Genomic DNA, 22,572 nt, shown 5'->3' with positions numbered 1-22,572 from the left:
ACCGCACCATTAAGGTGCAAGGCACTGGGCAAAGCGCCACTCGTCGCCTAGCGATCGTGTGTGTTCAACGCGCTCGGCATATGCGGCGGGCGAATGCCAACGTCTGCGTCTAGCACGCGGGCCGCCTGGAATGACCGTTCGGTCACATTTGTAATATTTCTCTCCTACACTCAGGTTCCGGCCCGCCATTTGCTCAATGGAAGAGCAACGGAAAAAAAGTCGAACTTTAAGGAAAGACGGCAGGTCAGGAACTAAGCAGGCCAGATGAAATGGGTTATTCCCACGCATGGCCCGCCCACCCCAACCAGTCCACTCGCCTTTTGGCCAGAATGCCGAATGCGCTGTGCCTGTGCGCACGACTCGGGGGCAAGGATTGCATTACGCAGAATTCGCAAAGAGAGAATCAACACGAAAGACCGCCGCGGTTTATCAGTGCCCGGCCAAGCTTAGGGACGGAGAGAAACAATGATCAGTGCCGCTGTCGCGACTCAAGTAGCTACCTTTACCTCGGAACATCGCGAACCGCTCATCCCGGAGCTCGCCAAGACAGGCAAGGCACCTGGCGCCCAGCGCCAGAACAACCCGAACAAACGCAAGATCCTTTTCGTCACCTCGGAAATCGCTGACCTGGTGAAGACCGGTGGCTTGGGCGACGTCTCCGCTGCGCTGCCACGGGCACTGGCGCACCTGCACGACGTGCGCGTGCTGATCCCGGGCTACCCGCAGGTCGTCGAAAGCGACAACCCCATCCACATCGTCGGCGAGCTGGGCGGCCACGCGGCCTTGCCACCTTGCAAGATTGGCCGGATGGACTTGCCCGACGGCCTGGTGATCTACGTGTTGATCTGCCCGGAGCTCTACCAGCGCCCTGGCACGCCCTACGCAGCAGAAAACGGTCGCGACTGGCCGGACAACCATATCCGTTTCGCCCGCCTGGGCCTGGCGGCTGCAGAAATCGCAGCCGGTGAAGGCATGATCCACTGGAAACCGGAGATGGTGCATGCCCATGACTGGCCAGCGGGGCTGGCCCCTGCGTACATGCACTGGCGCGGCTTGAGTACGCCGACCCTGTTCACCATTCACAACCTGGCGTATCAAGGTGTCTACAGCCGTGGCTGCAGCCCGGAGCTGGCCATTCCCGACCATGCCATGCAGCAGGAGGGCATGGAGTTCTACGGCAAGCTCTCCTTCCTGAAAGCTGGCCTGGCCTACTCCAGCCACATCACCACGGTCAGTGCCACCTACGCCCAGGAAATCACCACGCCCGAATTCGGCTGCGGCCTGGACGGTTTCCTGGCCAGCAAGGCGCAACAAGGGCTGTTGGGCGGCATTCCCAACGGTATCGACGAAAGCTGGGATGCGGCGACCGACAAGCACCTGCAGCATAATTTCAGCATCAACGACTGGGAGGGCAAGGCGCGTAATGCCCAGGCGGTGCGCGAGCTGTTCCAGCTGGACCCTTCCGAGGGGCCGCTGTTTGCCGTGGTCTCGCGCCTGGTCTACCAGAAAGGCCTGGACCTGACCCTGGGCGTTGCCGAGTACATCGTCGAGCAAGGCGGCCAAATTGCAATCATCGGCCGCGGCGAACCCGAGGAAGAGCAGGCCATGCGCGAACTGGCCCTGCGTCATCCCGGCCGCGTTGGTGTGCGCATCGGCTTCAACGAAACCGATGCACGCCGCATGTTCGCCGGCAGCGACTTCCTGTTGATGCCCTCGCGCTACGAGCCCTGTGGCCTGAGCCAGATGTACGCCCAGCGTTTCGGCTCGCTGCCCGTTGCGCGCAAGACCGGCGGGCTGGCCGACACCATCGAGAACGGCGTTACAGGTTTCCTGTTCGATGAATCGACGGTGGAAAGCTACCGCGAGGCGCTCAGCCGGGCGTTCTACATCTACCAGAAAAAAGACCTGCTCAATGCCATGCGCTGCCTGTCCATGACCCAGCCATTCAACTGGTGCCAGGCAGTGGAACCCTACGCACGCCTGTACGAAGACCTAGTCAAGCAAGCCCAGCTGGCTCATTACTGAAGAGAGGTCGAAGATGCAAAGGCATGGCGCACACTTAGAGGACGCCACGTCGGCGCGCTTCGCCCTCTGGGCACCCGACGCGCGCAGCGTGAGTGTGGAATTGCAACACCAGGAAGCCGTCGCCCTCGCCCCCGAGGCCGATGGCTGGTTCACCGGCACCGCCCCTGCCAAGCCAGGGGACTTGTACCGCTACTGCATCAATGGCGAGCTTCGCGTTGCTGACCCTGCATCGCGCTTCCAACCCGAAGGCGTTCATGGCCCCAGCCAGGTCGTGAACCTGGGCGGTTACGCCTGGCAGCATTGCTGGCAAGGCCGCCCCTGGTACGAAGCGGTGATCCAGGAGCTGCATGTGGGCGTACTTGGTGGCTATGAAGGCGTGGCAAGCCATCTGCAACGTATCGCCTCGACCGGCATTACCGCCATCGAACTGATGCCAATCAGCCAATTCCCAGGTACCCGCAACTGGGGCTACGACGGCGTGCTGCCTTATGCAGCGCAGCACAACTACGGCACTCCTGAGCAACTGTGCAGCCTGGTGGACCAGGCACACGGCCACGGGCTGATGGTGATGCTCGATGTGGTCTACAACCACTTCGGCCCGGATGGCAACTTCCTGCATGAGTACGCCAGCTCGTTCTTCCGAGAGGACCGCCACACTCCCTGGGGGGCCGCCATCGACTTCCGGCGGCCGGAAGTGCGCGAATTTTTCATCCAGAACGCGCTGATGTGGATATGCGACTACCGCATCGATGGCCTGCGACTCGATGCGGTACATGCCATCGACCAGCCGGACTTCCTCGAGGAGCTGGCCCAGCGTGTGCGCGAGGCCGTCGAGCCGGGTCGACACGTCTGGTTAGTGCTGGAAAACGAACACAACCAGGCTTTCTTGCTTGAACAAGGCTTCGACGCGCAGTGGAACGATGATGGCCACAACGCGCTGCACGTGTTGCTGACCAATGAAACCGAGGGTTACTACGAAGACTACAAGGACGACCCGATCGGCAAGCTGGCGCGCTGCCTTGGCGAGGGCTTCGTGTTCCAGGGCCAGCCCAACCGCCACGGCGAACCACGCGGCGAACCCAGCGGCCACCTGCCGCCCAGCGCCTTCGTGCTGTTTTTGCAGAACCACGATCAGATCGGCAACCGCGCCATGGGCGAGCGCCTGACCCGGCTGACTTCGCCTGCGGCCCTGCGCGCAGCGACCGGGCTGTTGCTGCTCAGCCCCATGATTCCCTTGCTGTTCATGGGCGATGACGACGGTAGCCGTGCACCCTTCCTGTTCTTCACCGATTTTCATGATGAGCTCGCCGATGCGGTGCGCGAAGGCCGGCGCGGTGAGTTCGAACATTTTGCCGCCTTTGCCGACCCCGAAAAGCGCGCGCGTATACCCGACCCCAACGCCGAGCAGACCTTCCACGCCTCCAGGCCTGACCCGCAGGATGTGATTGCCGGCTGGCATGGGCTGTACCAGCAGCTGCTCACGACGCGCCGTCAGCAGCTTGTCCCACGCCTGCCCGGTACCCGCCCCCTGGGCGCCGAGGTGTTGGCTGACAAGGCACTGACTGCACGCTGGCAGCTGGGCGATGGCAGCACATTGCGCATCGACCTGAACCTGGGCGACCAGCCTCTGCACCTGGAGGCTGCGCCTGCCGGCAGTTGCCTTTTCGACAGCGGCGACAAGGCGCACGCCGGCTCGACGCTTTCGCCCTACAGCTGCGTGGTCACCCTGCTACCCCCCAGACCAGAAGATGCAATGAGCGATTCCCTGCTTCACCGGCTCGCTCAGCGCGCGGGCCTTGCCCGCGACTGGGTGGATGCCAACAACAAACCGCAGCAAGTGACCGATGAGGTACTGCGCAAACTGCTTGAAGCCCTTGGCCATAGGGCTAGCGACGAGGCGCAATTGCAGGACAGCCTGTCCAGGCTCGAACGTAGCGACGACGCACAACACGTTCCGCCGCTGCTCACTGCCGACCAGGGCAAGCCGCTCGACCTCTCGCGGTATTTCCCAGCGCAGGCCGGCGTGCGCGGACAGTTGGAAGATAGCAGCAGCATCGACTTGCAGCTTGATGCCCAGGCCCACCTGCCAGGTGATTTGCCGGTCGGCTATCACCAACTGGAGGTGGCCCAGCACCGCTTTACGCTCGCTGTCGCCCCGTCCGCTTGCCCATCGCTGCATGACTTGGTTCAGGCGGCCCCCGCGCGCTGCTGGGGCTTGTCGGCGCAGCTCTACAGTCTGCGCCGCCCAGGCGATGGGGGCTACGGCGACTGCATGGCCCTCGAGCAACTGGTACGCAGTGCCGCTGAACGGGGCGCCGATGCAGTGGCGATCAGCCCTATCCATGCCTTGTCGGCCTTCGATCAGCAGCACTATAGCCCCTACTCGCCATCGAGCAGGCTGCTGCTCAATACGCTTTACGCAAGCCCGGCGGCCATCCTGGGTGAGCGCACCGTGCGCCTGGCTATCGAGGCCTGCCACCTGGAGCAGACACTGACCTCGCTCGAGCAAGAGCCTTTGGTGGACTGGCCGCGCGCAGCCGATGCCCGGTACAAGCTGCTGGACGCGCTTTACCAGCACTTCAGCCAAGGCGATCACCCGCAACGCGCCGATTTCGAAAGCTATCGCCAGGCCGCAGGCGAGGCGCTGGAGCACCATTGCCGTTTTGAAGTACTGCAAGCCGAGGCGGTCGACAAAGGCCATGGCGCTGATTGGCGCAACTGGCCAGAGGCGTGGCGCGACCCATTTGGGACCGAAGTCCGCGCCTTGGCCGAAAGTTATCCGGCCAGGGTGGAGTTTCACGCGTTCTGCCAATGGCTGACCGAGCGCAGCCTGCAGCGCGCCCAGGAGGCTGCCAAAGGCAGCGGCATGGTAGTGGGCCTGATTGCCGACCTTGCCGTTGGCGCCGATGGCGCTGGCAGCCAGGCCTGGAGCCGCCAGGACGAACTGCTGGCCAACCTTACCGTTGGCGCGCCACCTGACATCCTCAATCGCTCGGGCCAGGACTGGGGCATCTGCGGGTTCTCGCCCGAAGGGCTCAAGCGCAACGGCTACCGCGCGTTCATCGAGATGCTGCGTGCGAACCTTGCCCACGCCGGTGGCCTGCGCATCGACCATGTGATGGGTTTGCAACGGCTCTGGCTGATCCCGCGCGGCTGCAAACCCAATGAAGGCGCCTACCTGTACTACCCGCTCGAAGACATGCTGCGCTTGCTGGCGCTCGAAGCCAGCCGCCACGGTGCAATCATCCTGGGTGAAGACCTGGGCACGGTACCGGACGGTCTACGCGAGGCCTTGGCGCAGAAAAACATCCTGGGCATGCGCGTGCTGCCCTTCGAGCAGACCTCCCCAGGCCAATTCACCCCCCAGCTACAGTGGCCCGACGACGCCTTGGCGACCACCGGCACCCATGACCTGGCGACCGTGGCAGGTTGGCTGACAAACCGCGACGTCGAATGGAGCCGGCGCCTGGGTTTGATTGATGAATCCACCGAGCAGCAATGGCGCGATGACCGCCGCAAAGAACACGACGGCTTGCGCCGCACGCTTGAAACCCACTATGGCCCGCTGAAGGACGACACTGCCGTGATCGATGCCGCGATTGGTTATGTAGGCCACACCAAAGCTCCGCTGGTGCTGGTCCCGCTTGAAGACCTGCTGGGTCTGGAAGAACAGCCGAACATGCCCGGCACCACCGAAGGGCATCCCAACTGGCGCCGCCGCTTTACCGAGGCGGCAAGCCACATGCTTGACGACAAGGATGCCGCACGGCGCCTGGAAGTGCTGGCGCAAGCGCGCGAGCAGGCATGGGAGCGCGACCGATGAAACCGCTTACCGCGACCCTGCGCCTGCAGTTCCACAGCGACTTTACCCTGGACCATGCCCTGCCGTTGGTGCCGTACTTTGCCCAACTGGGCATCAGCCACCTGTACGCCTCGCCGATCCTCAAGGCCCGCGCAGGTTCGCGCCACGGCTACGACGTCGTCGATCCTACCCAGGTCAACCCGGAACTGGGCGGCGAAGCGGCGCTCGAGCGCCTGGTCAAAGCGCTGCGCCAGCATGGCATGGGCCTGATCGTGGACACCGTGTCCAACCACATGGCCGTTGGCGGCGCTGACAACCCCTGGTGGCAGAGCCTGCTGGCCTGGGGGCGCCGCAGCCCGTATGCGGAGTTCTTCGATATCCAGTGGCACTCCACCGACCCGCTGCTGGCTGGCCAATTGTTGTTGCCGTTCCTGGGCAGCGATTACGGTGTAGCGCTGAAGGAAGGCCAGATCCCCCTGGAATTCGACGCCGACCAGGGGGTACTGCAAATCGCTCACTATGAGCACCGCTTCCCGATCTGCCCGGTCGATTACGGCTGGGTGCTGGCGCTCAGCGCTGACCCGACCCTGACCAGCCTGGCCGAACAGTTCACCGCCCTTGGCGAGTCCGCCACCCCGCTTGACGATGCCGCGCCGTTGCAAGCCGAACTGGCCCGTCGGGTGCGCGAAGGCGCCGACCTGGCCTCGGCCCTGGTGGCATTCGACAGCCGCAGCGAGGCCGGCTTCAAGCGCCTTCACCTGCTGCTCGAGCGTCAGACCTATCGCCTGGCCAGCTGGCGCACCGCTGCCGACGACATCAACTGGCGGCGCTTTTTCGACATCAATGAGCTGGGCGGTTTGCGGGTCGAGCGCCCGGTGGTGTTCGAAGCCACCCATGCCAAGCTGTTCGAGTTGATTGAACGCGGCCTGGTCGATGGCCTGCGCATCGACCACATCGACGGCCTGGCAGACCCACGCGGTTATTGCCGCAAGCTGCGCCGACGCGTGGACAGCCTGATGGCCAGCCGCCCACTGGACGCTTGCGTTGAGCACTTCCCCATCTACGTCGAGAAAATCCTGGGCGTCGATGAGCATCTGCACCGCGACTGGCTCACCGATGGCACCACCGGCTACGAGTTCATGAACCAGGTCTCGCTGTTGCAGCACGACCCGGCCGGTGAGGCCCCGCTGACCGAACTGTGGTCGACGGTCAGCGAGCGCCCGGCGTTTACCGAAGAAGTGCGCCTGGCGCGCCATCTGGTGCTCAACGCAAGCTTGGCAGGTGACTGCGAATCGGTGGCGCAAGCTCTCCTGCAGGTTGCGCGCAACGACCTGATGACCCGCGATTTATCCTTGGGTGCCATTCGTCGCGCCCTGCAGGCACTGGTCGCGCACTACCCGGTTTACCGCACCTACTTCAATGCGTGTGGCCGCCCGGCCGAGGATGAGGCATTCTTCCAGCAGGCCCTGGCCGATGCGCGCCAGGACCTGAGCGAGGCCGACTGGCCCTTGCTGGAGCAACTGGAAAAATGGTTGGGCGGCGAAGGTTGGCGCCAGCTGCCACCTGGCCGTACCCGCAAGCAACTGCGCCACGCCTGCGTACGCTTCCAGCAATTGACGGCCCCCAGCGCGGCCAAGGCCGTCGAAGACACCGCGTTCTACCGCAGCGCAAGGTTGCTCTCGCGCAACGATGTGGGCTTTGAGGCCGAACGCTTCAGCGCTCCGCTGGAGCACTTCCACAACGAGGCTCAGCGACGCCTGCGGGACTTCCCGGACAACCTGCTGGCCACCGCCACCCATGACCACAAGCGCGGTGAAGACACGCGCGCCCGCCTGGCTGTGCTGAGCGAGCGCGGGCCTTGGCTGGCCAGCCGCATGGCGCACTGGCGCGAGCTGGCAGCGCCATTGCACACACCGCTCGAGGATGGGCTGGCGCCGAGTCCTGGTGATGAAATGCTGCTGCTCCAGACCCTGTTGGGCACCTGGCCGTTGGACCTGGCCGTCGATGACGCCCAAGGCCTTAAGCAATACGCCGAGCGTGTCGGTCAGTGGCAACAGAAAGCGCTGCGCGAGGCCAAGCTGCGCAGCAGTTGGAACGCCCCCAACGAAGCCTACGAAAAGGGCTGTGCTCGCTATCTCGAAGGCCTACTGCTGGAGGCCGATGCCCTGCCCCTGCGCACCTCCATCGCCGAGGCGGCGCAGCTGATCAGTTGCCCGGGTGCGCTCAACAGCCTGGTGCAGGCGTTCATGCGCATGACCGTGCCAGGGGTGCCTGATCTGTATCAGGGTAACGAATACTGGGACTTCAGCCTGGTGGACCCAGACAACCGCCGGCCCGTCGACTATCCCGCTCGACGCAGCACCTTGGCAGAGGCCGCGCCGCTCGACGCGTTGTTAAGCCACTGGCATGACGGCCGGGTAAAGCAGGCGCTGGTGGCCCGCGTGCTCGACTGCCGCATGGCCAACCCGGAGCTGTTCCGCCGGGGCAGTTACCTGCCGTTGACCGTCAAGGGGCGCCATGCCGACAAGGTCGTCGCCTTCGCCCGCCTGGGCGACTCACAACGCGCCGTGATTGTCGCGCCGCGCTTGGCCAGCGGTCTGCTGGGCGCGGCACAGAGCCCTCACGTCCCCCCACAGAACTGGGAAGATACCCGGGTCGTATTGCCGTTCGACTTCTCACCTGCCAATTCGACTGGACTTTTCGGTGGGGCCGTTGTCAGCCCTGTAAGAGAGTTGATGGTGTGTGCTGTGCTGTCGGACTTTCCAGTCAATCTGTTGATCGAAGATAACTAGCATTCAGGAGCGTCATATGAGTGTCGATGATAAACGCATACGCGAGTTTGCCTACCAGATCTGGGAGTCGGAAGGTAAGCCACACGGCGAGGAAGAACGTCACTGGGACATGGCCCGCAAATTGGCGGAAGCCGAAGCCAAAGCCCCTGGGGCCAAAGCCAAGGCCCCGGCCAAGCCAAAGGCGCCTGCCAAGCCCAAGGCCGCTGCTGCACCCAAGCCTCCAGCTGACCCTAAAGTCGCTGCATTGCCAGGGGTGAAGCCTGCGGCTTCGAAGAAGCCACGCGCACCGAAAAAGCCGACCGCTAGCTGAACCATCCACGGCCCTGCCGTCTTCAGCACCGCACTGGCACCGAGCACCTCGGTTGCCAGGCCTGATGACGACAAGGCCGTTGCAGTACCCAACCTTATTTTCCAGACAAGGCCATTCGAGGATTGCCATGAGCCCGCGCACCGCAAAGAAAACCCGCTCCGTTGCACCGTCGCGCATTCGCGAAGGCTTACCCTACCCCCTCGGCGCCACCTGGGACGGCCTGGGCGTGAACTTCGCCATCTTCTCGGCGAACGCCACCAAGGTCGAGCTGTGCGTATTCGACGCCACCGGCGAGAAAGAGCTCGAGCGTATCGAGCTGCCTGAATACACCGACGAGATCTATCACGGTTATCTGCCTGACGCGCACCCGGGCCTGATCTACGGCTATCGCGTGCATGGCCCTTACGAGCCTGAAAACGGCCACCGCTTCAACCCCAACAAACTGCTGATCGATCCCTACGCCAAGCAGTTGGTCGGTGAGCTGAAATGGTCCGAGGCGCTGTTTGGCTACACCATTGGCCACCCAGACGGTGACCTGTCGTTCGACGAGCGCGACAGCGCCCCCTTCGTGCCCAAGTGCAAGGTCATCGACCCGGCGTTCACCTGGGGCCGGGACAACCGTGTCCAAACCCCTTGGGATAAGACCGTCGTGTACGAGGCCCACACCAAGGGCATCAGCAAGCGCCACCCGGCCGTGCCTGAGAACCTGCAAGGCACCTTCGCGGGCCTGGCCAACGACGAGCTGCTCAAGCACATCAAGGACCTGGGCGTCTCCAGCATCGAGCTGCTGCCCATCCATGCATTCGTCAATGACCAGCACCTGCTCGACAAGGGCCTGAACAACTATTGGGGCTACAACACCATCGCGTTCTTTGCACCGCACCCAAGCTACCTGGCCAGCGGCAAGATCGCCGAATTCAAGGAGATGGTGGCGCACCTGCACGACGCGGGCCTGGAGCTGATCCTCGATGTGGTCTACAACCACACCGCCGAAGGCAACGAGATGGGCCCCACGCTCTCCATGCGCGGCATCGACAACGCGTCGTACTACCGCCTGATGCCCGACCAGAAGCGTTACTACATCAACGACTCGGGCACCGGCAACACCTTGGACCTGAGCCATCCGTGCGTCCTGCAACTGGTGACCGATTCGCTGCGTTACTGGGCAGGCGAGATGCATGTCGACGGCTTCCGCTTCGACCTGGCGACCATTCTGGGTCGCTACCACGACGGCTACAGTGAGCGTCACAGCTTCCTCGTAGCCTGCCGCCAGGACCCGCTGCTGCGGCAGGTCAAACTGATTGCCGAGCCATGGGACTGTGGCCCAGGTGGCTACCAGGTAGGCAATTTCGCACCGGGCTGGGCTGAGTGGAACGACCGTTTCCGTGACACCGTGCGCGCTTTCTGGAAGGGCGACGAGGGCCAACTGGCCGATTTTGCCGCCCGCATGACCGGCTCTGGCGACATGTTCAACAACCGCGGCCGCAGGCCGTATTCGTCGGTCAACTTCATCACTGCCCACGACGGCTTCACCTTGCGCGACCTGGTGTCGTACAACGAGAAGCACAACGAGGACAACGACGAGAACAACCAGGATGGCACCAGCAATAACCTGTCCTGGAACTGCGGCGCCGAAGGCCCAACCGAAGATGCGGAAATCAACGCCTTGCGCATGCGCCAGATGCGTAACTTCTTCGCGACCCTGCTGTTTGCCCAGGGCACGCCGATGATCGTTGCCGGCGATGAATTCAGCCGCACCCAGCACGGCAACAACAATGCCTATTGCCAGGACAGCGAAATCGGTTGGGTGAACTGGGATCTGGATGAAGAAGGCCAGGCACTGCTGGCGTTCGTCAAGCGCCTGACCCGTCTGCGCCAGAAGTATCCGGTGCTGCGGCGTTCAAGCTTCCTGGTGGGCGATTACAACGAGGCAATCGGCGTCAAGGACGTGACATGGCTGGCGCCCGATGGCAACGAGATGAGCGTTGAACAGTGGGAAGACCCTAACGGTCGCTGCCTGGGCATGCTGATCGATGGTCGTGCGCAGGTCAGTGGCATTGCCCGTCCAGGTTCGGAGTCCACCGTGTTGCTGATCGTCAACGCCCACCACGATACCGTGCCGTTCAAACTGCCCAGCGTTCCAGAGGGCGAACACTGGAGCTGCGTGATGGATACAGACCGGCCACAACTGCGCAAACCCGAAGACCTGCCATTCGACAGCTCGTTTGACCTGACAGGGCGCTCGGTGGCGCTGATGGTGCTCCAGCACAGCGAAGATTGATGGCAAGCGCATACGTCACGCGCAATGCGTGACGTAGTCGTCACAGACCCGCCGGGCCATCTCAGACAGGGATTGCCCGGCGGGTTTTTTCTGGTGGTTCGACTGTTACCGCTTGAGCCTGCGGCAGGCACGCTCTACACCTTCAACCGGACTATGACGGCCGGCCAGTGCGGTAAAGCCACCGCGGGCAGAACGCCCGCGGGTAGCTGACGATCAGACCGGCTTGAGCACCAGTATCGCCAGCGGAGGCAGGTTCAGCGCCAGCGACAACGGCTGACCATGGCAGGGGGTCTGCTGCGAGGCGACCGTGCCCATGTTACCAACATTGGAGCCCGCATAGGCTTCGGCATCGCTGTTGAGCAGCTCCTGCCATTGCGCCCCGAACGGCACACCGATGCGGTAGCCCTCGCGCACCACGGGCGTGAAGTTGGCAACCACCAGCACTGGCTCGCCCGCGCTGCTCCACCGCAGCCAGGCGAATACACTGTTCTGCGCATCATCCCCGATCAACCACTGGAAGCCCTCGGGCTTGCAGTCCTGCTCATGCAGGGCAGGCACATCGCGGTACAGGCGGTTCAGGTCGCCCACCAGGCGCTGTACACCCTGGTGCTCCGGATACTGCAGCAGGTACCAGTCCAGCTGGTGGTCGTGGTTCCATTCGCGCCACTGGCCGAACTCGCAGCCCATGAACAGCAATTTCTTGCCCGGGTGCATCCACATGAAGGCCAGGTAGGCACGCAGGTTGGCGAACTTCTGCCAGCGATCGCCCGGCATCTTGTCGATCAGCGAGCGCTTGCCGTGTACCACCTCGTCGTGGGAGATCGGCAGGATGAAGTGCTCGGAGTAGGCGTATACCAGGCTGAAGCTCATCTCGTTATGGTGATGAGCACGGTGCACAGGGTCGTTCTGGATGTAGCTGAGCGAGTCATGCATCCAGCCCATGTTCCACTTGTAGTGGAAACCCAGGCCGCCCTCTTCGGTTGGCTTGCTCACGCCAGGCCAGGCCGTCGATTCCTCGGCAATGATCAAGGCACCCGGCGCTTCATGCGCCGCCACGCCGTTGAGGTGGCGGATGAAGTCGATGGCCTCGAGGTTCTCACGCCCACCATGGCGATTGGGCACCCATTCACCGGCCTTGCGCGAGTAGTCGCGGTACAGCATCGACGCCACGGCATCTACCCGCAGCCCGTCGATGTGGAAGTGTTTGAGCCAGTGAAGCGCCGAAGCCATCATGAAGCCCCGCACCTCGTTACGGCCGAGGTTGTAGATCAGCGTGTTCCAGTCCTGGTGATAGCCTTCGAACGGGTTGTCGTATTCGTAGAGGGCCGTGCCGTCGAAGCGCGCCAGACCATGTTCGTCCGTGGGAAAATGCGCCGGCACCCAGTCCAGGATCACGCCGATGCGTGCCTGGTGGCAGGCGTCGATGAAGGCGGCGAAGTCCTCTGCCGTGCCATAGCGCGACGTCGGGGCGAACATCGACAGGGGCTGGTAGCCCCACGAGCCGCCAAAGGGGTGCTCCATGATCGGCAGCAGCTCGATATGGGTGAAACCCAGCTCCTGCACGTAGGGCACCAGGCGCTCGGCCAACTCACGCCAATTGTAGAAACGCCCCACCTCCCCAGCTTCGTCCAGCTCGCAGCGCCAGGACCCGGGGTGCAGTTCGTAGATCGACAAGGGGGCGCCGTAGGCGTGGCGCTGGGCGCGCTCGTCCATCCACTGCTGGTCGCGCCATTCATGGGCTAGCGCACCGGCCACCTTGGAAGCGGTGCTGGGCGGCAATTCGGTGGCACGGGCCAAGGGGTCGGCTTTGAGCGGCAGGATCCCATCCTTGCCCAGCACCTCGAACTTGTAGGTCTCACCCACGCCCAGGCGTGGAATGAACAGCTCCCAGACCCCGGCACCGTGGCGCAGGCGCATCGGGTGCCGACGACCGTCCCAGTTGTTGAACTCGCCCACGACCGATACCCGGCGCGCATTGGGTGCCCATACCGAGAAGCACACCCCGTCCACCCCGTCGACTTGTGCCGGCTGGGCACCAAAACGCCCTGCCAGGTCCCGGTGATTGCCCTCGGCGAACAGGTGCAGGTCGATGTCGCCAAGCTGCGGGCCGAAGCTGTAGGGGTCTTCCGTGACTTGCTCGCCGCCAGCCCAGTTGATGTGCAACTGATAGGGAAGCGCCTCGTTCAGGCGCGCGGTGAACAGGCCAGGTATCGCGCCGGGCTGCATGTCAGCCAGTACGCGCTGGTCGTCGCGCGCCAGCACGCGGGCGCCCAGTGCATTGGGCAAGTAGGCACGGATGGTCACGCCCCCTGCAGGATCGGTGTGAGGCCCCAGCACCGCAAAAGGATCGGCGTGCTCGGCGCGCGCCAGGGCATCCAGGTCCCGTTGGCCAAGACCGCCGTTTTCACGCGTTGAAACGTTCATTCTGACTCTCCCCAGGTACTGATCAGTCCATGCAGGCCATGCAAAGGCACGGCCAGCCAGCTTGGACGGTTTTCGGCTTCATAAGTTATTTCGTATGCCGCTTTTTCCAGGCAGAACAGCTCAAGTGCCGCACGCTCGCCTTCGGCGTGTTCCCAGGCGTGGGGCATGGCCGCGGTGGCCAGGCCATAAGCCTCGATGAATGCATGCCGGGACTGGTGAAGGTACTGTCGGGCCACCCGCTGCCGAGCTTGTCGCGCCGGCTCGGAAAGGTCCACGGTAGAGGCGCTGCGCAGGATCATCGCAGCAGCATAGTCGAAAGAGCGCAACACACCGCTGACATCTTTGTACGGGCTATGCTTGGCCCGGCGCTCTTCCAGTGGCCGGGATGGTTCCCCCTCGAAGTCGATCAGGTAGGCATCGCCTTGCACCACCAGCACCTGGCCCAGGTGAAGGTCGCCATGCACACGCATCAACAGGCCGCCCTGCGCCTGCTGTGCCAGTTCGGCCACGCGCTGGGCGAGCCCGTCGCGCTGCTGCTGCAGGTCATCGACCAATGCCTGGCTTTCCGCGTCGAGCTTGTCACGGTGCTGCGTCAACAGATCCAGCGCATGGGTCAGCTCTGTGCTGATCTGTGCACTCCACCGCTCGCTGTCTTCGGCAGTGCTCGGATAAGGCGCGAAAGCCTCGTCATCGGTAGGTGCCGCGAGCATCAGGTGCATCTCGCCCAGGCGCTGGCCAAGCAGGGAAGCGAAGTCGCGCAGCTCGTTGACCGCGTCGGTGTGCGGTTCACCTTCGCTGCTGGAGGGCTGCATCTGGTCGCGAATGGCGCGCTCCAGGGTGTTCTGGGACCAGGCCCAGGCATCGCCCTGATTACTCAGATAGCCTTGGGCGATCATCAACAGGTGCGGTGCGCCTTGGGCATCCTCGCGACTGACCCAGGCCAGCAACGGCGAGATGTTGGCAAAGCCGGCTGCGGTGAGATAAGCACTCATTTCAAGCTCTGGATGAATGCCTGCGTTGACCCGCCGGATCAACTTGAGCACCACCGAATCGCCCACCACTACCGAACTGTTTGACTGCTCGGCGCTCAAGTAGCGCACCGGGCTGTCATCACCCAGTGCCAGGCCAGCCAACTGTTCGGTGTGGTTGAAATGCAGCTCGCCCTGATCATTCCCACAGGACAAGCGCAGGCCCTCCTGACAGGCCTGGAGCACCGCGCGAATGAACGGCTCGAGCACAAAGGCATCGGTGATCATGCCCACTTCATTGGCCCGTCGCACGCGCGACAAGGCCAACTGCTGCGGCAACGCCGTACTGATCTGCTCCTCGGGCAGCAGGCCGAACGGCAGCTGGTAGCGGCTTGTCACCCCGTCGCTGATCACCTCGATTTCACTGAGCAGCACGGGCGTGCCGGCCGTGGTCATGCGCACGCCATAGCTCAGGTCGACCTGATCAATAGGCCCTTCCTTGCCCGCGAACCAACGCCGCTTGGGCAGGTACTGGGGCAGGATGGTGGACTGCAGGGCGTCGCGTGAAGGCGACTCGAGCAGCTCTTCCAGACGTTTGCGTAGCACTAATGTAGTCAATTCCGGTAACCCCTCAGTAGGCTGGTTATGCCAGCTGGGCATGCGATCGTGGGCAGCCAGCACGAACCAGTAAAAGCCATAAGGCGGCAAGGTCAGCAGGAACGGCAACTGCCCGATGGGCGGGAAGGCGCTGCCTCCGATCATTTCCACGGGGACCTTGTCGGCGTATTGGGACAAGTCCAGTTCCGCAGCCTGGGCTGCGCGGGACACGTTGGCCACACAGAGAATGACCTCGGTGTGGCCATCGGCACCGGTGAACTCCCGGATGTAGGCAAGGATGCGTCGGTTGCTGGGTGTCAGGGTGCGCAGCGTGCCGCGGCCGAAGGCTTTCTGCTGCTTGCGCACGGCGAGCAGGCGACGGGTCCAGTTGAGCAGTGAATGGGGATCGTGGCTCTGCGCTTCGACGTTGACCGTCTGATAGCCGTAGAGCGGGTCCATGATCGGTGGCAGCACCAGCCGCTGTGGGTCGGCGCGGGAGAAGCCGCCGTTGCGGTCAGGCGACCACTGCATGGGCGTACGCACACCGTCGCGATCACCCAGGTAGATGTTGTCGCCCATGCCCAGCTCATCGCCGTAGTACAGCGTCGGTGTACCTGGCATGGACAGCAGCAGACTGGTGAGCAGCTCGATCCTGCGCCGGTCGCGCTGCAGCAGCGGCGCCAGGCGGCGCCGGATGCCGAGATTGATCCGGGCGCGGCGGTCTTCGGCGTAGTAGTTCCAGAGGTAGTCGCGCTCACGGTCGGTGACCATCTCCAGGGTCAGCTCATCGTGGTTACGCAGGAAGATGGCCCACTGGCAGTTGGCCGGAATCTCCGGGGTCTGGCGCAGGATGTCGGTGATGGGGAAGCGATCTTCCATCGCAAGCGCCATGTACATGCGCGGCATCAGAGGAAAATGGAACGCCATGTGGCATTCGTCCCCATCGCCTTCGCCGAAGTAAGGGCGGGTGTCCTCCGGCCATTGGTTGGCCTCGGCGAGCAGCATGCGGTCAGGGTAATTGGCATCGATCTCGGCCCGGATCGCCTTGAGCACACCATGGGTTTCGGGCAGGTTTTCGTTGTTGGTGCCGTCGCGCTCGATCAAGTACGGGATGGCGTCGAGCCGCAAGCCATCGACGCCCAGGTCCAGCCAGAAACGCATCACGCCGATCACAGCCTTGAGCACCTGCGGATTGTCGAAGTTCAGGTCCGGCTGATGGGAATAGAACCGGTGCCAGAAGTACTGGCCTGCCACCGGGTCCCAGGTCCAGTTGGATTTCTCGGTATCGAGGAAGATGATGCGGGTGCCGTCGTATTTGTGGTCGTCATCGGACCACACATAGAAGTCACGGGCCTTGCTGCCACGTTTGGCGTGGCGGGCACGTTGAAACCACGGGTGCTGGTCGCTGGTGTGGTTGATGACCAGCTCGGTGATCACCCGCAGCCCGCGCTTGTGCGCCTCGGTAATGAAGCGGCGGGCGTCGGCCAAGGTGCCATAGTCCGGATGCACCGCCTTGTATTCGGCGATGTCGTAGCCGTCGTCGCGCCGGGGCGAGGGGTAGAACGGAAGCAGCCATAAGGTGTTTACGCCCAGCTCAGCGATGTAGTCGAGCTTGCTGATCAACCCGGCAAAGTCACCGATACCGTCGTTGTTGGCATCGAAGAACGACTTGATGTGCAACTGGTAGATCACCGCATCCTTGTACCACAGCGGGTCGTCGATGAAGGCTGCCGGGCGGGTACGCTTGGCCATGGACCATTCCTCTGAATGCTTGATCGGTAAAAACCCGTCAGAGAGCGGGCGCGCCCGCTCCCTGACACGCTCAGCTGACTTTGCTGATTCGCCAGATACCGAATGGCTGATGCCAAGGCTCGATGCGCATGAACTGGGTCTTGCCGTACCACGACCAGCGATGACCATTCATCAGGTCCTCCCCGTGGGTTTCGGCACCGTCATCAAGGCCAAGCTCCCACAACGGCAGTTCGAAATGGGCTTCCTGGGCGTTGTGCGGGTCCAGGCTCACGGCGATGAGAATGTAATTGTCACGGGCGGGGGTGCGCTTTGCGAAATACAGGATGTTGTCATTCCAGCAGTTGAGCAGCGTCAGGCCCAGGTGGCTCTGCAGGGCCGGGTTCTGCCGGCGGATACGGTTGAGCTGGGCGATCTCGGCGATGATGTTGCCCGGTTGGGTAAAGTCTCGCGGGCGGATCTCGTACTTCTCCGAGTCCAGGTATTCTTCCTTGCCCGGCAGCCCTGCCGCTTCGCACAGCTCGAAGCCCGAGTACATGCCCCACAAGCCCGACCCCATGGTCGCCAGTGCGGCCCGGATGAGGAAGCCGGCCCGGCCATTTTGCTGGAGGAAGAACGGGTTGATGTCTGGCGTGTTGACGAAGAAGTTCGGCCGGTAGCATTGGCTCCACGGCGGCTGGTTGAGCGTTTCGAAATACTCGCTCAGCTCCTGCTTGGTGTTGCGCCAGGTGAAATAGGTGTAGCTCTGCGCATAGCCGACCTTGCCCAGGCGGGCCATCATGGCGGGCTTGGTGAACGCCTCAGCCAGGAACAGCACGTCCGGGTATCGACTGCGCACATTGGCGATCAGCCACTGCCAGAACGGCAGGGGTTTGGTATGCGGGTTGTCCACCCGGAACGTTTTCACGCCCTCCTCCACCCAACCGATGATCACATCACGCAGGGCGATCCACAGCCCAGGCACGGCATCGGGCGCGTAGAAGTCGACGTTGACGATGTCCTGGTACTTCTTCGGCGGGTTCTCGGCATAGCGGATGGTGCCGTCCGGGCGCCAGCTGAACCAGCCTGGATGTTCCTGGAGCCACGGATGGTCCTGGGAGCACTGGATGGCGAAGTCCAGGGCGATTTCCAGACCGTGCTGGGCTGCCGCCGATACCAGGCGACGGAAATCTTCACGCGTGCCGAGTTCGGGGTGGATCGCATCGTGCCCACCGTCGGCACTGCCAATGGCGTAGGGGCTGCCAGGGTCCCCCGGCTGGGCCTGCAACGAATTGTTCCGGCCCTTTCTGTGCTGCATGCCAATGGGGTGAATGGGCGGGAAATACAACACGTCAAAGCCCATGTCGCGAATCATCGGCAGGCGCTGATGCACATCGTTGAAGGTGCCATGGCGCTGGGGATCATCGGTGATCGAACGGGGGAACAGCTCATACCAGCTGGCGAATTGCGCGGCCGGGCGGTCCACATCCAGCGGGTAGTTGCAACTGCGGGTCAGGTAGCTGCGGTGTTCGGCGGCGGCCATCATCTGCGATGCCTCGGCGCCCAGCAGCAGGGCCACTTGTTCATCCTCGGGCAGCGTCTGCAAGGTGGCTTGCAGCGACTGTAATTGCTCGCGCAAGGCGCCGCTGCTCAATTCAATGCCCTTGCCCAGCAGCAACCGCCCTTCCTCGAGTTCCAGCTTTACGCCGACGCCGGCATTGAACTTTTTCTCCAGGTCGTAGCAGTAGGTGGCGTAGGGGTCGATCCAGGCTTCGATGCTGAACACATGCGGCCCGATTTCAGTGGGGGTGAATTCTGCCAGCCACAGGTCATTGCCGGGCGAAGTCATGGGCACGCAATGAATGCGACGGCTACCGGCCTGGCACCAGTTCAACACCACAGCCATCCGGTCGTGGCCGTCGGTGAATACCTTGGTGCTGACCGAAACCGGCTGGTTGCTGATGGCCTTGGCGGCAAAGGCGCCGCCGTCGAGCACCGGCTGGGTGTCCTCGATGGCGATACGCGGTGCCATCAAGGCCTGGGACAGGCTGATGACCTGGTCCGGATGATCATTTGCCGTGGGCACGCTTTCGAAGGGCTCGTTCAAAGACATCAGGCCTTGCTCCCTGGGACTGGTGGCGGTAAGGATTGAGAGCGCGGCGACCAAGCCTGGGTTCAAAAATGAATTGATTCGAAGCACCAGCGGTCGAACGCTGCAGGACAGGTTCACTCAACCGCAAGAGGCATGGCCATGACGCTCCCAACGCCCCCGGAAACGCCCGATCCGAACATTGACGATCCCAACCTCCCGCCCCCAGAGCCTGAGCGTGACCCGGATGACCTGCCGATTCAGCCGACCGTGCCGCCAACCGTGGGTGACCCACCCAGTCAAGAACCCCCGATAAAGGCGTAAGACTGTTCATTCAAGATCGCTGGGGCCGCTGAGCGGCTCCAGGTGAACGGCACTACGCTAACGGCGGGCGATTGAAGTCGACGACTGTCAATTTTGCCCGTGGCGCGTCGGCTGCGTTGTTTCGATCAAAAGTCACCCTGTGTCGCTGACCTTTCTACTCGACCCTGCCCAGTTCAGCCACGCTGATCTCCCGCATCCTGAACTTCTGCACCTTGCCCGTCACCGTCATGGGAAATTCATCGACGAAGCGGATATGGCGGGGCACCTTGTAGTGGGCGATACGGGATTTGCACCAGGCCTGCAGCTCCTCGGCAGTGGCCTGGTGACCTGGATGCAGCTTGACCCAGGCGACGATGTCCTCGCCGTAGCGGCTGCATGGGATACCAATGACCTGGGCATCGGCGACCGCCGGGTGGGTATAGAAGAACTCTTCTATTTCACGCGGGTAGATGTTTTCGCCACCGCGGATGATCATGTCCTTGTTGCGCCCGACGATGCGCACATAGCCCGCCTCGTCCATCACCGCCAGGTCACCGCTGTGCATCCATCCGGCCGCGTCGATGGCACTGGCCGTGGCCTCGGGGTTATCCCAGTAACCCAGCATCACGCTGTAGCCGCGCGTGCAAAGCTCCCCGGTTTCACCGCGCGCAACCGTTGCGCCTTGCGGGTCGATGATCTTGCTTTCCAGTTGCGGCTGGGTACGGCCCACAGTGGTGACGCGCAGCTCCAGGTCATCATCCGGGCCGGTTTGCAACGACACCGGGCTTGTTTCAGTCATGCCGTAAGCGATCTGCACCTGGGCCATGTGCATCTGGTCGATGACCCTGCGCATGACCTCGATCGGGCAGGTGGCGCCGGCCATGATGCCGCTGCGCAAGGACGACAGGTCCATACGCTGGCGGGCCGGATGATCGAGCATGGCGATGAACATGGTGGGCACGCCGTACAGGATGGTGCCGCGTTCCTCGGCCACGGCGCGCAAGGCCAACTCGGCGTCGAAGCCGTCGCCTGGGTAGATCATGGTGGTGCCATGGGTGATGCAGCCTAGGTTGCCCATGACCATGCCGAAACAGTGATACAAGGGCACCGGGATCACCATGCGGTCATGCGCAGTCAAGCCCAGGCTTGCGCCAACCATGAAGCCGTTGTTCAGAATGTTGTAGTGGCTGAGGGTAGCGCCCTTGGGCGCGCCGGTGGTGCCAGAGGTGTACTGGATGTTCACCGGCTGGTCGAAATGCAGGCTGTTTTGCCGAGCCGTGCACGCTTCGTGGCTTACGGACATGCCCCAAGTGGCCAATGCCTCCCACGGCAGGAAGCCAGCAGGCGGGTCGTTGGCCAGGCTTACGACCCCGCGCAAGGCGGGCAGCGCGGCACTGCTGATCTGACCGGGTGCTGCGGTCGCCAACTCCGGCACCAAGGCCTGGACCATGGCGTGGTAATCGGAATGCTTGAACGCGTCGGCACAGACCAGCCAGCTGCACCCTGACTGGCGCAGCACGTACTCAAGCTCACCCACCCGGTAAGCCGGATTGACGTTGACCAGGATGGCGCCCACCTTGGCAGTTGCCACCTGCAGGATGCACCACTGCGCGCAGTTGGGTGCCCAGATGCCCACGCGGTCACCGGTTTCGATCCCAAGGGCCATCAGCGCCCGGGCACACGACTCGACCTGCTCCGCCAGTTGCCGCCAGCTGTAGCGCAGGCGCTGGTGCCGAGCCACCAAGGCTTCCTGCTCGCCCAGGCGCGCCACGGTCGCGTCGAAGGCCTGGCCAATGGTTTGAGTAAGCAAGGGGCGGTCCTGGCGACCGCGGGTATAGCTGGGTTGGGTCATGTGCGTCCCTTCTTTTGATTGTTCTGGGTAGGGGGCCAAACGCGCGCCAATCACTTTGGCTCAGATTTACGTTTACGTAAAGGTGACGGATAAATTGACAAAAAAGCAGGTGCAGGTTTACGTTTACGTAAAGGTGATAGGCAGTTGAGCACGCTTTCGGCGTCAGCTGCCTGCCCAGGCAAGCTTGCCGCTCGCAGCGTGATCCCATTTCAAGAACAACAAGGTGCCCTCGCATGCATTACCCCAGCCTGAACTTCGCCCTGGGCGAGACCATCGACATGCTTCGCGACCAGGTGCGCACCTTCGCCGCCGCCGAGCTCGCCCCTCGCGCCGCGCAGATCGACCACGACAACCTGTTCCCTGCCGACATGTGGCGCAAGTTCGGCGACATGGGCCTGCTCGGCATCACCGTGCCGGAAGAATACGGTGGCGCAGGCTTGGGTTATCTGGCGCACGTGGTGGCGATGGAAGAAATCAGCCGCGCCTCGGCCTCGGTCGCGCTGTCCTACGGCGCCCACTCCAATTTGTGCGTCAACCAGATCAACCGTAACGGCACGCCCGCGCAAAAGGCCAGGTACCTGCCCAAGCTTCTCAGCGGCGAGCACGTCGGCGCCTTGGCGATGAGCGAACCCAATGCAGGGTCGGACGTGGTGTCGATGAAACTGCGCGCCGACAAACGCGGCGACCACTACGTGCTCAACGGCAGCAAGACGTGGATCACCAACGGGCCCGACGCCAACACCTACGTCATCTACGCCAAGACCGATCTGGAAAAGGGCCCCCATGGCATCACTGCGTTCATCGTCGAGCGCGATTGGGCAGGCTTTAGCCGCAGCAACAAGTTCGACAAGCTGGGCATGCGTGGCTCGAACACCTGCGAGCTGTTCTTCGATGACGTGCACGTGCCAGAGGACAACATCCTCGGCCAACTCAATGGCGGCGTACGGGTGTTGATGAGCGGCCTGGACTACGAGCGCGTGGTGCTCGCCGGCGGCCCTACCGGCATCATGCAGAGCTGCATGGACCTGGTGGTGCCGTACATCCATGACCGCAAGCAATTCGGGCAGAGCATCGGCGAGTTCCAGTTGATCCAGGGCAAGGTCGCCGATATGTACACCCAGCTCAACGCCAGCCGCGCTTACCTGTATGCCGTGGCCCAGGCGTGCGATCGCGGCGAAACCACCCGCAAGGACGCAGCCGGGGTGATCCTCTACACCGCCGAACGCGCCACGCAGATGGCCCTGGAGGCGATCCAGATTCTTGGCGGCAACGGGTATATCAACGAATTTCCCGCAGGTCGCTTGCTGCGCGATGCCAAGCTGTACGAAATCGGCGCCGGCACCAGCGAAATCCGCCGGATGCTGATCGGCCGCGAGTTGTTCAACGAGACCCGCTGAACAC

The 22,572-nt window shown here is 63.0% G+C and carries 10 protein-coding genes and 1 pseudogene; 7 read left to right on the top strand and 4 right to left on the bottom strand.

What is annotated here, in order from left to right; genetic code table 11:
- The first annotated feature begins 465 nt into the window (after window positions 1-465).
- The 6 genes and pseudogenes from glgA (at window position 466) to glgX (ending at window position 11,210) form a co-directional block, all read left to right on the top strand.
- Entirely contained in the window at window positions 466-2,025 is a 1,560-nt protein-coding gene (glgA, locus tag FS777_RS07140) for a glycogen synthase GlgA (protein WP_027916213.1), read from the top strand.
- Between the two features lie 13 nt (window positions 2,026-2,038).
- A pseudogene (treZ, locus tag FS777_RS07135) lies at window positions 2,039-3,772 on the top strand (malto-oligosyltrehalose trehalohydrolase); the annotation flags it as partial.
- Between the two features lie 6 nt (window positions 3,773-3,778).
- Window positions 3,779-5,848 (top strand): 4-alpha-glucanotransferase, encoded by a 2,070-nt coding sequence (malQ, locus tag FS777_RS07130; RefSeq protein WP_145254942.1) that lies wholly within the window; start codon window positions 3,779-3,781, stop codon window positions 5,846-5,848.
- Complete coding sequence (locus tag FS777_RS07125; RefSeq protein ID WP_058639576.1) at window positions 5,845-8,619, top strand: malto-oligosyltrehalose synthase; 2,775 nt, start codon at window positions 5,845-5,847, stop codon at window positions 8,617-8,619. The genes malQ and FS777_RS07125 overlap by 4 nt, the downstream gene beginning before the upstream one ends.
- A gap of 16 nt (window positions 8,620-8,635) precedes the next feature.
- On the top strand, window positions 8,636-8,929 hold the full coding sequence (locus tag FS777_RS07120; RefSeq protein ID WP_058605048.1) for a DUF2934 domain-containing protein: 294 nt from the start codon (window positions 8,636-8,638) through the stop codon (window positions 8,927-8,929).
- 127 nt (window positions 8,930-9,056) lie between these two features.
- Window positions 9,057-11,210: a glycogen debranching protein GlgX gene (gene glgX / locus FS777_RS07115; protein WP_058639575.1), complete on the top strand. Its 2,154-nt coding sequence runs from the start codon at window positions 9,057-9,059 to the stop codon at window positions 11,208-11,210.
- A gap of 213 nt (window positions 11,211-11,423) precedes the next feature.
- On the opposite strand, the gene glgB is transcribed toward glgX, so the two are convergent.
- The 4 genes from glgB to FS777_RS07095 all read right to left on the bottom strand — a co-directional run bounded on the left by glgB (window position 11,424) and on the right by FS777_RS07095 (window position 21,171).
- Window positions 11,424-13,634, bottom strand: a complete 2,211-nt coding sequence (gene glgB, locus FS777_RS07110; RefSeq protein ID WP_058639574.1) for a 1,4-alpha-glucan branching protein GlgB — start codon at window positions 13,632-13,634, stop codon at window positions 11,424-11,426.
- Window positions 13,631-16,951: a maltose alpha-D-glucosyltransferase gene (gene treS, locus FS777_RS07105; RefSeq protein ID WP_145254708.1), complete on the bottom strand. Its 3,321-nt coding sequence runs from the start codon at window positions 16,949-16,951 to the stop codon at window positions 13,631-13,633. Before treS ends, glgB begins: the two co-directional genes overlap by 4 nt.
- Before the next feature lie 70 nt (window positions 16,952-17,021).
- The gene (locus tag FS777_RS07100) at window positions 17,022-19,040 is read right to left on the bottom strand and encodes an alpha-1,4-glucan--maltose-1-phosphate maltosyltransferase (protein ID WP_058639572.1); all 2,019 of its coding nucleotides are present in this window, start codon (window positions 19,038-19,040) and stop codon (window positions 17,022-17,024) included.
- A 454-nt stretch (window positions 19,041-19,494) separates the two neighbouring features.
- Window positions 19,495-21,171 carry an AMP-binding protein gene (locus tag FS777_RS07095; RefSeq protein ID WP_058639571.1) on the bottom strand — a complete coding sequence of 559 codons (1,677 nt, stop codon included), beginning with the start codon at window positions 21,169-21,171 and terminating at the stop codon, window positions 19,495-19,497.
- Window positions 21,172-21,404: 233 nt separating this feature from the next.
- Here FS777_RS07095 and FS777_RS07090 point away from each other — a divergent pair, with 233 nt between their 5' ends.
- The gene (locus FS777_RS07090) at window positions 21,405-22,568 is read left to right on the top strand and encodes an isovaleryl-CoA dehydrogenase (protein ID WP_058639570.1); all 1,164 of its coding nucleotides are present in this window, start codon (window positions 21,405-21,407) and stop codon (window positions 22,566-22,568) included.
- The last annotated feature ends 4 nt before the right edge of the window (window positions 22,569-22,572 follow it).

This window comes from Pseudomonas sp. DE0157 (assembly GCF_007678615.1).
In the GTDB taxonomy this organism is placed as follows: Bacteria; Pseudomonadota; Gammaproteobacteria; order Pseudomonadales; family Pseudomonadaceae; genus Aquipseudomonas; species Aquipseudomonas parafulva_B.
Note: the sequence above shows the minus strand (reverse complement) of the source record. Positions and strands in the feature narration are given on the sequence as shown.

Excerpts from the sequence above, each read along its gene's own strand:
- FS777_RS07090 (WP_058639570.1), top strand. The coding sequence starts at position 21,405 with ATGCATTACCCCAGCCTGAACTTCGCCCTGGGCGAGACCATCGACATG.
- FS777_RS07125 (WP_058639576.1), top strand. The coding sequence starts at position 5,845 with ATGAAACCGCTTACCGCGACCCTGCGCCTGCAGTTCCACAGCGACTTT.
- FS777_RS07120 (WP_058605048.1), top strand. The coding sequence starts at position 8,636 with ATGAGTGTCGATGATAAACGCATACGCGAGTTTGCCTACCAGATCTGG.
- FS777_RS07100 (WP_058639572.1), bottom strand. The coding sequence starts at position 19,040 with ATGTCTTTGAACGAGCCCTTCGAAAGCGTGCCCACGGCAAATGATCAT.
- glgX (WP_058639575.1), top strand. The coding sequence starts at position 9,057 with ATGAGCCCGCGCACCGCAAAGAAAACCCGCTCCGTTGCACCGTCGCGC.
- treS (WP_145254708.1), bottom strand. The coding sequence starts at position 16,951 with ATGGCCAAGCGTACCCGCCCGGCAGCCTTCATCGACGACCCGCTGTGG.
- malQ (WP_145254942.1), top strand. The coding sequence starts at position 3,779 with ATGAGCGATTCCCTGCTTCACCGGCTCGCTCAGCGCGCGGGCCTTGCC.
- glgB (WP_058639574.1), bottom strand. The coding sequence starts at position 13,634 with ATGAACGTTTCAACGCGTGAAAACGGCGGTCTTGGCCAACGGGACCTG.
- glgA (WP_027916213.1), top strand. The coding sequence starts at position 466 with ATGATCAGTGCCGCTGTCGCGACTCAAGTAGCTACCTTTACCTCGGAA.
- FS777_RS07095 (WP_058639571.1), bottom strand. The coding sequence starts at position 21,171 with ATGACCCAACCCAGCTATACCCGCGGTCGCCAGGACCGCCCCTTGCTT.